At 39.9% G+C, this 17,325-nt stretch carries 8 protein-coding genes; 7 read left to right on the top strand and 1 reads right to left on the bottom strand.

What is annotated here, in order from left to right; all coding sequences use genetic code 11:
* Positions 1–363: 363 nt before the first annotated feature.
* From AC1EU0_RS09430 to AC1EU0_RS09400, 7 genes are all read left to right on the top strand, one after another.
* On the top strand, positions 364–1,791 hold the full coding sequence (locus AC1EU0_RS09430) for a tetratricopeptide repeat protein (RefSeq protein ID WP_480302145.1): 1,428 nt from the start codon (positions 364–366) through the stop codon (positions 1,789–1,791).
* On the top strand, positions 1,788–3,950 hold the full coding sequence (locus AC1EU0_RS09425; RefSeq protein ID WP_480302144.1) for a type I secretion system permease/ATPase: 2,163 nt from the start codon (positions 1,788–1,790) through the stop codon (positions 3,948–3,950). Before AC1EU0_RS09430 ends, AC1EU0_RS09425 begins: the two co-directional genes overlap by 4 nt.
* Positions 3,950–5,389, top strand: a complete 1,440-nt coding sequence (locus tag AC1EU0_RS09420) for an HlyD family type I secretion periplasmic adaptor subunit (protein WP_480302143.1) — start codon at positions 3,950–3,952, stop codon at positions 5,387–5,389. Before AC1EU0_RS09425 ends, AC1EU0_RS09420 begins: the two co-directional genes overlap by 1 nt.
* A complete protein-coding gene (locus AC1EU0_RS09415; RefSeq protein ID WP_480302142.1) occupies positions 5,390–6,373 on the top strand; it encodes an AraC family transcriptional regulator in 984 nt (327 codons plus the stop codon).
* 115 nt (positions 6,374–6,488) lie between these two features.
* Positions 6,489–14,396: a hypothetical protein gene (locus AC1EU0_RS09410; RefSeq protein ID WP_480302141.1), complete on the top strand. Its 7,908-nt coding sequence runs from the start codon at positions 6,489–6,491 to the stop codon at positions 14,394–14,396.
* 409 nt (positions 14,397–14,805) lie between these two features.
* Positions 14,806–15,411 carry a hypothetical protein gene (locus AC1EU0_RS09405; RefSeq protein ID WP_480302140.1) on the top strand — a complete coding sequence of 202 codons (606 nt, stop codon included), beginning with the start codon at positions 14,806–14,808 and terminating at the stop codon, positions 15,409–15,411.
* Positions 15,412–15,680: 269 nt separating this feature from the next.
* Complete coding sequence (locus AC1EU0_RS09400) at positions 15,681–16,001, top strand: hypothetical protein (protein WP_480302139.1); 321 nt, start codon at positions 15,681–15,683, stop codon at positions 15,999–16,001.
* 173 nt (positions 16,002–16,174) lie between these two features.
* Here AC1EU0_RS09400 and AC1EU0_RS09395 read toward each other — a convergent pair whose 3' ends face one another.
* Positions 16,175–17,233: a M28 family metallopeptidase gene (locus tag AC1EU0_RS09395; RefSeq protein ID WP_480302138.1), complete on the bottom strand. Its 1,059-nt coding sequence runs from the start codon at positions 17,231–17,233 to the stop codon at positions 16,175–16,177.
* Between the last annotated feature and the right edge of the window lie 92 nt (positions 17,234–17,325).

The raw sequence follows: 17,325 nt of genomic DNA, 5'->3' as shown, positions 1-17,325 counted from the left end.
GGCTCATAATTTAGTTGAGCGACTGAAAATCTTTTCTGTTGGCATAGGTATGCAGGCTTAGGCCACATTTTAATCCTTGTTTTTATAAAATTCAGAAAATATATCGTCGTATTTCACTTAAGAGCATTGTGCAAATAACAACAAGGCTTTTGATTTATAGTAATAAAACACCTGAGTAAAAGCACTATTATTTAGAGTAAAAAAACTAATACAATCAATTGGTAGTCAACCTTTCGTTAAATAAGAAAGATCACCATGATGTGCGTCACAGTACGCGTATTCCAGCTTAAAACTTATTGTTCCATGCTGAAAAGCTTTGTAGCTTTATTTGGTGTGCGTCACAACTTTTAGGCTTATAAACCAATGAACTCTCAATTCGCTAATAGTGACGTTTTATTCACTCAAGCAATAACCTTCCATCAACAAGGAAGGTTTGATAAAGCACAGTCTTGTTATCAGCAAGTATTGTTAAAAAATCCAGAGCACCTTTCTTCTTGGATAAATTTGGGAGTGTTAAACCGGAAAAATAAGTGCTATTCAACATCTTTGTTGTGCTATCAACGTGCTTTGGCATTGAAAGCTGATGATGCTGGAATACTCAGTAATATGGCAAATGTCTTAAAGGACAGTGATAGGCTTGAAGAAGCCATTCATTACGCGCAAAAAGCTGTGGATATGGATCCTGAAAATGTGACCTTTAGACATAATTTAGCGATTGTATTGAGAGAAAATAAGCAATTTGAACTGTCGTTACAGGAGTTGAATAGATGTCTTTCTATACAACCTGATAACCCTAATCTGCAATGGGATCGGTCTTTAGTACTATTGATGATGCAAAGATTTAGTGAGGGTTTTCCTGCTTTTGAAGCAAGGTGGAAAACTGGAGACTTGCCATCTCCGAATGTCCCTAATCATTGTAAGCGCTGGGAAGGGCAATCATTCAAGGGACAAAAGCTTTTACTTCTGACAGAACAAGGCTTTGGTGACACAATATTTTGTGTTCGGTACATCCATTTAGTCTGTCAGTTAGGTGGTGAGGTCATACTTGAGTGTAAGTCTCCCTTAAAGCGACTTTTTTCAACTTTGCCTGTAACTTTACTTTCTGTTGAAGCAGCAAGCGATGATATCGACTGGTATTGTCCAATGATGAGTTTACCGGGTTTATTTGTAAATCAAGAACCTGAACCGCCACAGTTACATGTTCCTAGATTAGTTAAAGAACATATCTCTAACAGGCTGGCGCTGGATAGAAAACATCTAAAGGTCGGGATTATTTGGTCGGGAAGTGTCACTTATGGTGATAACGATAAGCGCTCAACATCACTTTCTAGCTTATTACCTCTATTTGAATCTTTACCTGAAGTTAGATTTTACAGCCTTCAAAAGGGGCCAAAAGAATCAGATCTCAAAGATTTAGGTATACAGGCACTTTTACCTGATTTTGGCAGTGAGTTAGATGATTTTGCTGAAACTGCCGCAGTACTTAAACAGCTAGACTTGTTAGTAATGACTGATAGTGCTTGTGCTCATCTAGCGGGTTCTATTAATACTCCAGTAATTAATTTACTTCAGTACAAACCGGGTTGGATCTATTTCCCCGAAACTTATACAAGCCGTTGGTATCCATCGATGCGAATTTTACGACAGCAATCACCCGGCGATTGGCAGCCTGTTTTGGAGCAGCTGAACTGTATTCTTTCTGAGCTTGTAAATAAAAAAAGCGATAATTTTCAACACACGGATGTGCTCAATATTCTTGATAAATTTGAAACTAGGAGCACCAGTGCATGAATCAAGACTCCACTCCTGAAATTGAAGAACAAGCAGAAGAGCCTAAAATTCCAACAGGCTTACTTTGTCTGACCATGATGTTGCAATATCTAGAGAAGCCTGCTGATCCACAAACATTACATCATGAGTTTTGTCCCGACGGTGATGACTTAGATATCATTCGTTTGGTTCGGGCTGCGAAGCAACTCAAAATAAAAGCAAGGCAAGTTAAAGTAAAACCAAATCGATTAGAGAAAGCGCCATTTCCTTTTATTGCTCAGGATAACCAAGGGCAGTTTTTCTTAGTCGCAGCTATTCGTGACGGTAAGGCCTTGATTCAAAGCCCTATTAACCAACAGCCAGAGCAACTTGAAATGGAAGAGCTTTGGCAGCGTTGGGACGGTACAGCAGTGTTTATGACTCGTCGAGCAATGCTTGCAGGTAAGTCGAGAAAGTTTGATATTTCTTGGTTTATTCCAGTAGTTGTAAAGTATCGAAAGATGTTCAAAGAAGTCTTAATTGCTTCTTTGTTTATTCAGCTATTTGCCTTGATAACACCATTATTCTTTCAAGTAGTCATGGATAAAGTATTGGTGCATCGAGGTTTAACCACTCTTGATGTCTTAGCCTTCGGCCTGCTTGTGATCACCTTCTTCGAGATAATTCTTGGTGGGTTAAGGACTTATGTATTTTCCCATACAACTAGCAGAGTAGACGTAGAACTTGGCGCAAGGTTGTTTGACCACATGCTGCGTCTACCTATCGCATATTTTAATACTCGACCTGTCGGACAAGTGGTAGCCAGAGTTAGAGAGCTTGAGAATATTCGGTCTTTTTTAACAGGAAATGCACTAACCGTTGTCTTGGATCTACTGTTCACTTTTGTATTCTTTGCAGTAATGTTCTATTACTCACCCATGTTGACATGGATTGTATTAGGCTCAATTCCTATTTATGTCATTATTTCTGTACTGTTAACCCCTGAAATTCGTAAGCGTACTGAAGAGCAATTTCAAAGAGGTGCCATCAATCAGTCTTTTTTAACTGAATCGATTACAGGTATGGAAACGCTCAAATCAATGTCGGTAGAGCCTCAAATGCGCCAACGTTGGGAGGAACAGCTATCAGGTTACGTAAAGGCCAGCTTTCGCAGTGTCATACTGGGTACCTTTGGAGGGCAAGCGGTACAGCTGGTGTCAAAGATTGTCACAGTAGTCTTGTTATGGCAAGGCGCTCAATTGGTGATTAAAGGCGAGCTTAGTGTAGGGCAATTAATTGCGTTTAATATGTTGTCAGGTCAAGTAGCAGCACCGATTTTACGATTGGCGCAATTATGGCAAAATTTTCAACAATTTAGAATTTCACTCGATCGATTAGGTGATGTACTTAATGTACCTCAGGAGCCTCAGCAAAACCTAGACAGACCGAACTTACCTCCGGTAAAAGGTGAAATAAAGTTTTCAGATATTGTTTTCCGATATACGCCTTTAGGTCCTGAAATTTTAAGAGGGGTAAATCTGACCATTCCTGCAGGGCAAATCATTGGCATTGTAGGGCGTTCTGGCTCAGGTAAGTCGACGTTAACCAAACTTATCCAGCGCCTGTATATTCCTGAAGCGGGAAAAGTGTTAGTGGATGGCAACGATTTAGCCTTGTTAGATCCTGCATGGTTGCGGCGCCAAGTCGGGGTCGTTCTTCAGGAGAATATTCTTTTTAATCGTAGCGTAAAAGATAACATTGCTCTTTCAGATCCATCACTTTCAATGGATCAAATTATCTATGCTGCAAAACTGGCAGGTGCACATGAGTTTATTCTTGGCTTGTCTCATGGCTATGACACGGAAATTGGTGAGCGAGGTGCGGGGCTTTCAGGAGGACAGCGACAGCGAATTGCCATTGCAAGAGCACTTATCACCAACCCACGGGTTTTAATTTTCGATGAAGCAACTTCAGCGCTAGATTATGAGTCAGAAAGTGCCATTCAAAAAAATATGCAATCCATTTGTAAAGGGCGCACCGTGATCATCATTGCTCATCGTCTGTCTACTGTGCGAAGTTGCGACAGAATCATAACTATTGAGGAAGGTAAGGTTATCGAGGACGGTTCTCATGAACAGCTGCTTGCTCAAAATGGTCGATATGCCATGTTGTGGGCTGCACAAAGCGGGGAGGCTTCCTAATGTTTGAAGGACTAAAAAAAATTCGTGAGATATGGAGTGCCTCAAAAGTTCAAGAAAAGGAAAACGAAAAACATCATATCGAAAGAAAAGGTGATGAATTAGAGTTTCTGCCTGCTGCAGTTGAAATCCTAGAAACCCCTGCATCACCAGCTGGCCGCACTACGGTGTGGCTGATTATGGCATTTTTCACTATTGCTGTTTTATGGGCGTGGTTTGGCAAAATTGATACTGAAGCCGTAGCAATGGGTAAGCTTATACCTGTTGGACAAGTTAAAGCAATCCAGCCACTTGAAATCGGTAAAGTGGAGGAAATATATGTTGAGGACGGTCAACATGTCACTGCTGGTGAAAGATTAATAAAGCTAGATCCTACAGAATCAGAGGTTGATGTTAAGCAAGTCGAGTATGAACTCAGACAGGCGCAATTGGATGAAGCAAGATTGCAATTGGTTTTGAAAATTATCAGCTCAGGAAAATCAACCGCACCAGACTTGAGGGCGGAACTGCTATCGTTAGACAAGCCTTGGGTACAAGAAATTGACTCACCTCAGTGGGTATTACAACAGCGATTACTCGACAGAGATTTGGATTATTTCTTCAGTACAGATACCACTTATCAAGAAACGGTTAACCAAAGAATAGCGAGTATTGATGCAGTCAAAGCAGAAATCCAGCGTTTAAAAACCTTAGAACCTTTATTTGGTGAACAAGAAAAAGCCATTCGACAACTATTGAAAAAAGGTCACGTCTCAAAGCTCGAATGGTTGAACTTCAAAGAAAAGCAAATCGAAACAACCCAAAGTTTAGTGGTACAAATAAGTCGCCTACAAGAGGCAAAAGCGTCATTACAAGCCTTAAAAACAGAGCGTCAAACCAAAAGCTTTGAATTTAGAAGAGAAAGAGTACAGCAATTGCAACAAGCGCAGCAAAGAGTTCAAACTGGCACTTTGACCTTAATGAAAGCCAAAGAACGTGAACAAAATCGCTACCTTACTTCTCCCGTTAATGGCACGGTTCAGCAACTTCAAGTCCATACTATTGGAGGAGTAGTTCAGCCTGCTCAGGCGTTGATGGTTATTGTGCCTGAAGGTGTCAAACTGGAAGCTGAGGCCATGGTGCTCAATAAAGACATTGGCTTTATTCATCAAGGGCAAACCGTTGAGTTGAAAATCGATAGCTTTCCGTACACCCGCTACGGACTAATTGAAGGAACCGTTCGCTCAATTACATCTGATGCAGTTAATGATGAAAAACAAGGTCCGGTGTACCCGATGCGTGTGACCCTAAAGCAGAAAAAGATTTTAGTTGATAATAAATGGGTGCCTTTACAACCCGGGATGTCTTTAAGTGCTGAAGTGAAAACGGGTAAAAGAAGATTGCTTGAGTTCTTCTTAGCGCCGTTTTTACGTTATCAAGATGAAGCCTTAAAGGAGCGGTAAGTGGGGTACTCATTACCAACCGACGCCCTTGCGCTGAAACGTGTAGCAGAACATTTACAGCTTGATATCCCCTTGCTTGAACAGAAGTCGGGGATTGATTTTCAGTTAATTGAAAAACAAGCATGGATACCTGCTACACGAACCAGAAAGTTATACCTAGCGATTGCCGCACAGTATGCTCGAAGTGATTTTCCGGTTCAAATTGGTTTAAGTTTTTCTCCAGATACTCTTGGACCGTTAGGTATATTGTTCTTGTTGTCGCCGACAGTGGAGCAGGGGTTTAAAGCACTAGAACGCTTTTACCCCCTACAAGACAAGACCTTTATTCCAGTATTAAAAGTTTTAGGTGAAACAACAGCGGTTGAAATTCAGTTCTCCTCTCCAATGACTCGGTATCTACAAGATGCCGTTGCAGTCACGGCCATTTTCCGTTTATTGTCATTATTGCGTTTAAGTTTGGGGAGAGATTACCAGCCGCTTAAAATTTGCTTTAAGCGGGGTTTACCTTTTCTCAATTGTGAAATTACTGACTCACTTCATTGTGAATTTAATGCCTGCAACAATGCCATCTTCATTCCAACTTGTGATATGCAAGCATCGACTCAGATGGCGGGCGAAGCAATTAATCAGCAAATTAGAGAAACCATAAAAGAACACCTTATTGCAGATAAAAATTTTATTATTCCTCTTAAAAAATTAATTAAAGAAAAACTAGAGCAAACGGATTACAGTCTTGAGCTTGCCGCTCAGGGGTTGAACCTTTCTGTTAGGACATTACAACGCCGCCTAAAAGATTTAGGTCTAACTTTTAGTAAATTGGTGCAGTTGGTTCGGCTAGAGTTAGCATTAGAGCTGTTAGAAGATAAGAGTTTAACCTTGAGTATGGTGGCAGAAAAGCTTGGGTATGCCGATGAATCTGTGCTTTCACGTTCATTAATTCACAAATATGGGATTACGCCGTCCAAGTATCGAAATTCGATGTGATCTAGATCAAAAACATCTTCAAATGACACAATAATGGCACGTAGCATCATTAACCCTATTTTTTGTATGAATATACTTCTGACCAACAGAAGTACTCACAAAAATGAGAGATGACATGCCTACAACAACACTCGACCAAGAGATAAATTCACTTGATCAAAAAAGTGAAACTGAATTAAAAAACATAGAGAAAAACTTTAACCAAAACTTGGCAAAAGTAGTAAGGGACATCGTCACTGAAGGTGCTGATTTATCAACTGAAGATTTAATCACTAAAGTCACAGATACTCTTAAGGATGCTGGTGCGGGTGGATTGGCAAATCAATTGAGACAAGCGCTTAATGATGATGAAACCAGACGCTTTACCACTGATGCTGATAATGGCTTATTAAATCCGTTAGACATTGCTAAAGGTAAAACCCCTGAACAGGCCGATTACTTCAAAGACAGCACAGAAGAATTAAGACAACAACTGGCAAAAAACAATAAAACGCCAGAGGAAATTGCAAAAGATTTGGCCCAACCAACCTCCAGTAATGATCCTATACGTAACGATGTTTTGGCTGAACTTAACCGTCGTAATTTAGCACCAGACTTAGGTAATTCCATTGAAGACCAGGCGCATAATTTAAGTGACTATTTTAGTGGTACTGGCTCAAATTTAACGGTGATTAAGGATGAACTGCTTCAGCTTCCAAGCACTTTATCAAGTATTGATAACCTCAGAGGTATCAGTAATTTTGCAGTATTAAATAAATACCGCAAGCTCGTCGGTGATTTGCCTATGGGTCATGGCCTGAGGCACAGTAAAATTTTAAAAGAGTTTAGTAATTCTGAATTAAAAAGCCTTGCTAAAATCACTAAAAATCTAAACAGCACCTCAAAGCTTTCCGCTGTGGCAAGTACAATCCAGTCTGGAACAACTTTTGTTGGCTTTGGGTTTGGTGCTGTATCTTCTGGTCTTGGCTTTTTTGCTGCAGCGCAAAAAGCGGCTGAGGGTAATCAACAAGCAGCAGATGTGCGATATGCTGGCGCAGCCTTAGGTACTGCTAAGCTGACTTACGGTATCTATCGATTTATTGGCAGTAAAATCGCGAGTCATGTGAGCAATGATGTCGCAAAGGCACTTTTAAACCCGAAAACGGCATTGCAGGCTGGTCAAAATGCGACAGCAGGGGCTACGCATGCAGCACGATTTGTTAGTGCAGTCGGGGCTATTTTGGCAATTGGTGTTGGTGTTCATAGTTTAACCAAAAATGCCATTGCAGCAGATAATGCACGAAAAGAAGGCCAGCATGGTCAAGCCGCTATTTTAGGTGTTCAGGCTGCGCTCGATGGTGTGTCAATTGTTCTGGATGCAGCAAGTTTTGTTTTAGATTTTGTTCCCATTATCGGTACCATTATTTCTGCGGTATTGGATGTAATTAATGTTGGTGTTGGACTATTAAATACTGCCATTGGTTTCCTTATTCCACTTGCTACTGATGCTGGTGCAAGTTTTCAAACTTTCCTTAAAAGTGACGCTTTTAAAGCGCAATACGATAAGCTTGTTCAAGATCTAACCGCACAAGGGTATGACACGCTAGAGTATTCTATTGATGGTAAATCAGCTGGCATTGATCAAGATACAAAAGGCACAAATCTACGCGCATTGCGACAAGAGTTCATTACTAACCTCAGTCATGCAGCCCCTCATCTCATTAAGAATATTGCCAAAATCGATAATACCTCTGTGGGTAACCTTATTGAAGGAGGTGCAGGTAATGACTTACTTCAAGGTCGTGCGGGTAATGATATTTTAAGAGGCGGTGCTGGTAACGATATTATTGATGGTGGCGCGGGTGCTGATATTTTGGAAGGTGGAGACGGTGATGACCGCTTGATCTCAGAAATTGGCATCGATATACGAGCAGACGGTGGTGCAGGTGATGACACTCTCGTCGCTGATCAATTACCCGATTTCATGGTGTTTAATGAATGGGGCCACAAGATCTACACCCGATTACCTAAGCTTGGTTTCAAATTAGTGGGTAACCACGGTGAAGCCATATTGCGTCCTCATGGCTCTAATAGCACGATTAGCAGTGAAGATTTCAGAGTAACCACGACAAACAATCACAATATTCGGGCTCATGGACGTAATGACGATCGAGGGTTATTTTCCTTTTTGATTGAAGATTTTAATGAGCATGCAATCAATAGCAATACCACCAATCATATTAACTGGCGATTTGGCGGACGTTTACTTGATAAGCTTACGCGTATTTCTCAAGGTCGAACGGATGGTGACTTACCAGGCGTACAAGGTACTGGTACTTTAGCTGTTGCCGATCGTAGCCAGTTATTTACCTCTCATTTTGAGACGACTAATCCAACCTTGCAACACGCTGCCCTTATTAGCTGGATCAATAATAATCTTAATGTGAAAAACAAGCAGGTCTATCGCTTAAGTAAAGATGTTTTCAGTAATGGCGATGAGCTATTCGTAAAAATTCGTAACAGCCCAACCACTTATAGCGGTCATATTATTGTTAATGGCTCAATTCTCGAGAAGCTCGATTTTCAATCTTACAATGATGTCAGTGCACCTGAACTGCTTTTACTATTCCATCGCATTATTAAGGGAACGGATGTTCAAAACATTGAACACTTTATTGGCTCAGAGGAAGTCGACACCATTGTCGCCAATGCTAAAGATAATGTGATCAAAGGCAAGGGTGGAAAAGATACCTTAGATGGTAAGGCTGGAACCGATACTTATGACATCAGTGATGCCGATGTTGCGATTAAAGTCACCTTAGACGGACCTTATCAATGGTCGGTAAAACGTGATCGAACCAGTGAGCATATCGATAAAATTGCAGGTTTTGAAAATGTCATTGCAGGCAAATACGACGACATTATCGTTGGAAATTATTTACAAAACATTCTTGAAGGTGAAGCGGGTTCAGACACGCTGGAAGGAAAAAATGGCGATGACATTCTTTCTGGTGGTGAAGGTAATGACACGTTAGATGGTGGTGAAGGTTATGATATAGCCGATTTTAGTCGTAATAATCGCGATAGAAATACTGGCTGGGATATCACTCTAAAAGATGACACAAACGAAACCCATGCTTATCGTCGTCATTGGGATACAAAGCATCATTTTAGATCAAAAGGAAACGTAGCTTGGACTGAACCCTATCAGGTCTATGCACCCGTCCAAGAAGACAAGCTTATTGGCATTGAAGGACTTATTGGTGGGAACAAGGCTGATCTTTTACGCGGAAACAGTGCCAATAACCGCTTATTCGGCCGCGGTGGTGATGATCAAATTTGGGGCAATGCGGGCCACGATGTCATTTATGGTGGTAGTGGACTGGACACGCTTGATGGTGGTGCGGGCAATGATACCTTTGGTGTTAGCGTTGAGCGAGATCTTGCGCAGATTAATAGTGCAACCAAAAATTACCCATTTACGTATCTTGATGTATTCCGCGTAAATAACAATGGCAGCATCAACAATCCAGACTCTCCATTACGTTTAAAAGTAGGTGGTCGACAAGTTTTTGCCATTAATAAAGTCATTCGCACCAGCAATAATCAAGTGTCTCAGTTACAAATCGAAGTCTTGGGCAAGGTTATTACGGTAAATCGCAACGGTAGCGATAACACCAGCAGAAAGCACCCGTTACATTGGGATATTCTTAAAAACACCTTCAATTTTAATGGTCGATATATCGATCTGCCTTTTGATGGTAATAAAAATAAATCTTTGATGGTAATGTTTGAAAGCGATGGCAGCATTAAGTTTAGGTTGTTTGGTGATTTTGATTATACACGTTTAAAATCTCATAAAGCAGAAGTGGATATTGCCAGTAATACCAACAAAGTTACTGTTGTTAGAGAAAGCAATATCACCATTGATGGCAGCATTCCTAACTCACAACTGCTTAATTCAGAAGACAGAACCTTTGTAAGAAACGAAACCATTACGGGTTTTGAAAATGTTACCGGAACGAAATACAAAGACATCATTAAAGGCACCGATGGCATTAACCGTTTAAGTGGCGGTGATGGTGATGATACTTTAGAAGGGCGTAAGGGGGATGACATCCTCATCGGCGGCCGAGGACTTGATAAACTCAAAGGAGGTGCTGGATCAGATACGGCATCCTGGAGAGATTTACAAACCCCAGCAAATGGCGTCCATAGTGGTGTTTCAGCCAGCCTGTTAGTCAATCATTCTGTAATTAACAATCAAGTAGATGCGACGTTTGAAAGTATCGAAAACCTTGAGGGATCAAAATTTGATGACCATTTACAGGGTGATAATAGAGCGAACGTACTTGATGGTGGTGAGGGTAAAGACCACCTAGAGGGTCATGGAGGCAATGACACCTTTATTATTCGTGATTACTCTAAAACCAAAACGTCAGCTAATGCCTCATTAACTGTAGCGGGTGATATTATTGATGGTGGTGCAGATACCGACACTCTTGATTTCAGACTCTTTGAGCCTGAGCACGGTGTCAAAATCGATTTAACCCATAACATCATCAGAGGGCTTAAATCAGGTGATAATCAGTTAGTCTCAAGTTTTAGGAATATAGAGATCTTTAGTGGGTCACAGCATAGCGACAAGCTCTTTGGTAGTAGTGGTGCTGACACTTTCATTGGTAATGGTGGTGATGACCTTATCATCGCAGAAGGAGGTGACGATCAGCTTATTGGTGGGTTAGGTGCCGACAGCATTGATGGTGGTAAAGGTATCGATACCATTCATTACTCTGAGGCTGAGCGTACGCAAGGTGTCACTGTTCGTTTGAAAAACTACATTCTCCCATATAGCAGATTGCCAGATCCTCTCGTCAATACGGGCTTGTCAGCTGAGCAGTTTACCGATAGATATTTTGAGCAACTAAACCTAATTGCTAAGCCAAGTGATGCAGAAGATTTACTGCTAAACATTGAAAACGTTCAAGGTAGCCGTTTTGGGGATAAAATCTATGGTAGCGAAACAGCAAACACCTTAATTGGCTTAGGTGGTTCTGATTCGTTATATGGTGGCGATGGTAACGATGTGCTTACGGGTGATGGAAAGACAGGTCTTACCGATAATGATTACCTTGAAGGCGGTAAAGGTAACGATACTCTTTTTGCCACTGGTGGTACAGACGTTCTAAAAGGTGGTGTAGGTCGCGACACTTATCTGATCACGTCTAGTTCAAACGCTAGTATCATTTCTGAAGTTGATACTGGTAATCGTATTGTGTTTAGAGGGCTTAATGAATCGCAAGTAAAACTTCGTATTCAGGGTGGAAATGTAGAGTTTTTTATCACCGGAAAAGTGTTGGCTAAAATTCCGTTAAAAACGCTTGGTGGAAGCGTAAATGCTCAAGGCCGTTGGGATGAAATAGACCTTAATTTACTCGCTAGTAATCTGATAACTCGTTTTCCTGCAATTAGCTTTAGTGATGCTCAATTAACATCATCAGATTTACTTTCATACATTGTCGGTCAGTTGAGATCAACGGCTGGAAATAGTGATGGAAATACCATTCAAGGAACAGTACTTAATGATCGAATTGATGGCGGTCATGGTAATGATAAAATCACTGGTGGTAAGGGTGATGACACCCTAATCGGTAATCATGGTAATGATGCATTAGTTTCCTACGAAGGTGATGATCGCCTAGAAGGTGGGCATGGCAACGACATACTCTCAGTTGGTAATATTGACAATACTGGTCATGACTCGTTTTTTGGAGGTTCTGGTACTGATACTGCTACGTGGAACCTATTACAAGATAAGCATGTTGAAACTACCTATGCTAATGGTGCTGTTGAAGCCGTCGTGAAAAACGCTAAAGGTGAAGTTACTGGGCGTCAAACGATTCGTGAAGTCGAAAATTTCATTGGTACAGAAAAAGATGATGTACTTCGTCTTGGCGCAGAAAATAACCAGCTCGTGGGTTTGGGAGGTAACGACACTTTAGATGGCGGCTTAGGTTCTGACTTCTATTTAGTGGGTGATGGTCATGATGTAGTCCAAGATTCAGGTACTGACAGCAGTACAGATACTATTGCATTAAAGGTTGATCGTGCTGAAAAACTCTTTGTTGTTAAATCTGGAGATGACTTAAAGATTTATATTAATGACAGTGAGGCAAGCACACTTGGACAGCTTAAAAACACTATTGTATTAAAAGGTTGGGCACAAAATAAGGCTGGGATTGAAAAGCTACGTTTCAGCGACGGGAGTTTACTATCTGCGAGTGAACTTGGTGCTCTTGCTTCAGTTACTCATCTGCGCTTCGGTGGTGTAATTAATGATTCAACTGCCATAAACAGCCAGCAATCTATACCCACTCTAAGAGTAAATAGAGGTGATCAACTTACACTTGAAACGGGACCGCTAAAAATCGTTGGCTCTGAATTTTTGACAAAAGATTTAAATATTAGTTTAGGTAAGCTGAATATTGATGACGTTCAGTTTGTTCGTAATGGGGATAGTTTATTAATTCAAAACAATGGACAAAATATCGTATTACTCAGTGAATGGTTTAATACATCAACCCCATTAGGTAAGTTTAACTTAGGCAACGGTTCTAGTGTTGATGGCTCTGCCGTTAAATCAGTCGTAAGTAATCTAATAGGTAATCAATCCTTCTCGTTAGATAGCATTCCAAATGTAGCAACAGGTGGTAATGATGAACTACAAGCCAGTGGGGGCAATATTAATGGTGGTAAGGGTAACGATACATATCTATTGAATGACTTTACTGGCAATACTGTGATTGAAGATTCTGATGGTGAAAACGTTCTTAAACTCAACGGTAATTTAGCCAATCTTGTTACTTCGAAAGAAGGTGATGACCTTGTTATTATCCGTAAGGGCTCAACGGATACTGTACGTGTAAAAGGTTTTTATACGGCAGGAAGCACTTTCACATTAGATTTAGGAGAGCATCGCCGCACGGACAGTGGTCGTTTCAGTCGAAAAAATGTACGTCATGTTACGGTCGACAGTGAAAATGCGTTACGACTTGGGGCATTATCAGGAATTTCATTACAAGATATAGCCGATATTTTTGAAACCAATAGAGCTCAACTCGAGTATTCGATACTGTCACATCAAGGAGAAGGATTCGAAGGCAATCATTACAGAGTTAAAGATTTGATTGCTGTTGATGACTTTGGAAAACAGCATACTGGTAGTAATAGCTTTGTATTAAGAAATGCTGCCGTTTATACAATAGACAAAACTCAGTTGCAGAGCCATCGACATAATGTTGTTGTATATGAACATACAACTTATAGAAATGAATATGTTGCGGCCAGAAAACCGTATCAGTCAGTACATTCTGAACACTGGTTTGTACAGCCGACTTCATTCCGAGCAGGTGTTTTAGACGGAACTACTGGAAATGACGTTATACAAGTGACTAACGCTCACATGGGCTTCAACATACTTGCTGGTGAAGGTAATGATGTTGTCAAAGGCACTTTAAGGCACAGTAACCTACTGGACGGTGGTATAGGTAACGATGTTCTTATCGGTGGCGATAAAAAAGACATTCTTGTCGGCGGGCAAGGGGCTGATGAACTCACTGGTGGTAAGGGCAATGATGTATTAGTTGGTGGGGAAGGTAATGACACCTATATTTTCCATGAGAATGGTGGTCAAGATACAATTACTGATAGCCAAGGAACAGATACACTTAAGCTTGAAGGTGTAGATTTAAATCATGTTGTCTTTAGACGTACAGGGAACGATTTACGTGTGTTGGTGTTAGGAGATAATGACCACGATAAGCTCGGCAGTGTAGCTGATCAGCTAACTATTAAAGATCATTTTGGTGACAAAGCTGTTGAGCATGTTCAAGTTGGAAGCAAAGATCTACAGGCAGCTGATATCAGCAAATTGGTACAAGCTACTGCAACTTTCCTTGCTGAAAATGGTGGCAATGTAGATGCTGTTGATATTGATGATAAACGTAATGTGTTATTAAACTTGAGCGTTAATGCTTTAGGTTAATTTAACTATTTGTTTGAGGACATCCCACATAGAGGGTAAGCATTTGTGCTTACCCTCTGTATATAAGCTATTAAAATTGAGTGTGTTGGTATAAACGTCACCGGCAGCAAGCGATCCAATAAAAACAGCAACCCCTGCAATTCCACCAACAACTACTGCTCCTAAAACTAATCCTCTGCCCATTAGAATGTAAAGACAAGCTTTTACTGCGCAGCTCTTATTACAACAAGATGGTTCAGATTGAGATGTGGAGTTATGAAAGTTATTGGCTAGAGTAGAGCGTGTAGCTGAATTTATCCCTGTAAAAACGAACAAAAAAGAGCAAGATACTCTTGAAATATTTACATTCACCTTATATTCAGTTGATGCTTGTAAGATACTAATTTTAATGACGTCAATTAAGATTGAGATGATTGAAGCTTCATTTAGTACAGATACAAACCTAAATAGTGAGCACTGCCTAAAGCTTCAGAGACTAGATTGTCAGGCATATATAAATGGTGTCGGTTATCAAGTTTTCCTAACTACTGAGACCAGCATTATTCACAACTATTTACTAATGCCAAATACTTTGCTTGTAGTTTCCAAATGCCAAAAATCGAGAGATCAAGATACCAGAATGCATGACTCTATTTCTCAGTCATTATATTCACTAAATAGAACAGAACTACTTCAAATAAGTCCGTTTCTTCACGAACTAATTTCTGATCTGAAACACAGCCAACAGTTAAGTTTCACCGCGAAAGATGAAGGTTTTTTATCAGGGGAATTTGCTGTTCATCTCAAGGTAAACTTTATCATTGATAAAATTATCGAAAGAGCAGCCCAAAAATCATACGGTGCGTACTTTTCATTTCTGAAGATTCTTGAAAGCAAACAGAATTTAGCAACTGCTTGTACAAAAATGCGCCAACAATATCAAGCTGTACCTTTATCAAAAGAAATATATACAGCACATGTTCTCTGCAAAGTATTTCTATTCGAGCCACATAATTTTTTTGTAAACCCTGAGTGATTTATAGTAAGTGGATTTATAATTAAATTTACACATTTATTTTTTATAATATATAGATATATTATATTTTTTTGTTATTAGCTTGAGATTATAGAATAGCTTAAAAGTTAGTTAAATTAGTAAGTTGTCATGGTGAAAATAAATAACATTTTTTAGTCGTATTTTCAATATCAAAAGCTAGATTTTTGACCGATTTGTAAAGAGTTATAGATTTTTTACTCTACGTCTTTGTTGCTAGAATTTCACCGTTCCACAACAAGAGATAGCAAATGATAACTTTTACTTTAGACTCAATTGAGTCTGCATGTACCTTATTACAACAAGGAAGTCATTTAGAAAGGAATCTCATTTATATTAACAATGGACAAGAATTACTTCGCGTTACTGGCATCAAAGAAAAACAACAAAATTTTGAATGTGACGGGGGGGACATCTCCAGCACAGTCGGTTTTTCCATTCAACTTGAAAATAATAGAAAAATAGAAGTTTCAATTGATTCGGATAGATATGTTATTAATAATTTTCCTGATATAGCAAAACCTTGCAAGGATTTTGGGATAAATAATAAAGCGACCAGTTATATGTTTTAATAAAAGGCTCTGTTGCATTTTAGAAATGAATTACCGTAAGCAAATGCAGCAGAGTTCGTAATAGCCAGCCTATTATGGACTGTTCTAATACAGAAATACGCATAAGTAGCTGTGCTTAGAAGTTGTTATGCAGAGCAGAGCAGAGCAGAGCAGAGGTTAATATAGGCTACAAATCATTTTTGAGGCGTACTTAACAAAAACTGAGTTAATAAAGTAACATTTGATTGAATTTGTAGCTTAATGTGGGATTCCAGCTTAGGAATTAATTGCTCTGCTTGATCAAATTTAGTGTGCCAAATTTTCCCCCACTGCTTCTCTTTATTGCGGTCACAACTGGCCATGCTGCTATTATCGAAACACGTCCAGTAATCTGGGTGAGAAGTTTGAGAGTAGCCGTCTTTGCCTGATTCACCATCAATTGAAAAATTGGTTGCTTCGATATAGGCGATTGGGACACCAATACAAGCGAATGGAGAATGATCTGACCAACTGCCAGTTTCACCCTCAGGAAACTCAGGAGTTTTTGGGTGTAAATCATAGCCTCTAGCTAATTTTACACGTTTTGATTGTTTAATAAGTTCATCTCTTAACCAAGAATCAGAGGCATATTTGGAGTTATCACCACTACAGTGATAAGGCTTAGAGTGAGCACTATGGATGTATAAGTGATCACCGCCTGCCACCGTATCTAAGTTAATCATTCCAGTAATCTGATTAGGTTTGAGAGTTTCAATGTAAGCTCTAGAACCATTAAGACCGACTTCTTCTGCGCCAAATGCTACAAACTTAACGCTGTAATATGGCGTTGTTTTTTGCAGTGCTTTTGCTACTGCCAATAGGGTAGCTATACCTGATGCATTATCAGTAAAGCCTGTAGAGCCAGTATTATGTCCTATTGCATCGAAATGGGCACCAATTACTATGGTTTTAGGCGAGTTTCCTTGCTTAAATATTTCTAAGTTCATTGATGAAAGAGATTGCTTTCTGAGCTTGAAATCAAATGATTGCTCTTTTACTTGGTAACCTAACTTTTCAAATTCACTTTTTAACCAAAAAGCGGCTTGTTGCTCACCTTTGCTACCAGCGAATCTATCACCGAATTGTTTAGTCAGTGTTAGCATAGAATTCCAAGCGTAGTCATTGGCAATTACTTGAGGTGAAATGGCCATTAGTCCAGTTGCAATAACACCAACAATAGAGCCTTTTAGACTCAATTTATTTTTTATATGCATTGTACCTCTCACATGCTTTTTAGTTTTTGTTCTTGTGGGATGTTGGAGTCAATACTCCATTGGTGCGGTACAATACTACATAGTGCTTTAAA

This window comes from Parashewanella sp. 2210YD4-3, assembly GCF_056591735.1.
Note: the sequence above shows the minus strand (reverse complement) of the source record. Positions and strands in the feature narration are given on the sequence as shown.

Excerpts from the sequence above, each read along its gene's own strand:
- AC1EU0_RS09430 (WP_480302145.1), top strand. The coding sequence starts at position 364 with ATGAACTCTCAATTCGCTAATAGTGACGTTTTATTCACTCAAGCAATA.
- AC1EU0_RS09425 (WP_480302144.1), top strand. The coding sequence starts at position 1,788 with ATGAATCAAGACTCCACTCCTGAAATTGAAGAACAAGCAGAAGAGCCT.
- AC1EU0_RS09420 (WP_480302143.1), top strand. The coding sequence starts at position 3,950 with ATGTTTGAAGGACTAAAAAAAATTCGTGAGATATGGAGTGCCTCAAAA.
- AC1EU0_RS09410 (WP_480302141.1), top strand. The coding sequence starts at position 6,489 with ATGCCTACAACAACACTCGACCAAGAGATAAATTCACTTGATCAAAAA.
- AC1EU0_RS09405 (WP_480302140.1), top strand. The coding sequence starts at position 14,806 with ATGATTGAAGCTTCATTTAGTACAGATACAAACCTAAATAGTGAGCAC.
- AC1EU0_RS09400 (WP_480302139.1), top strand. The coding sequence starts at position 15,681 with ATGATAACTTTTACTTTAGACTCAATTGAGTCTGCATGTACCTTATTA.
- AC1EU0_RS09395 (WP_480302138.1), bottom strand. The coding sequence starts at position 17,233 with ATGCATATAAAAAATAAATTGAGTCTAAAAGGCTCTATTGTTGGTGTT.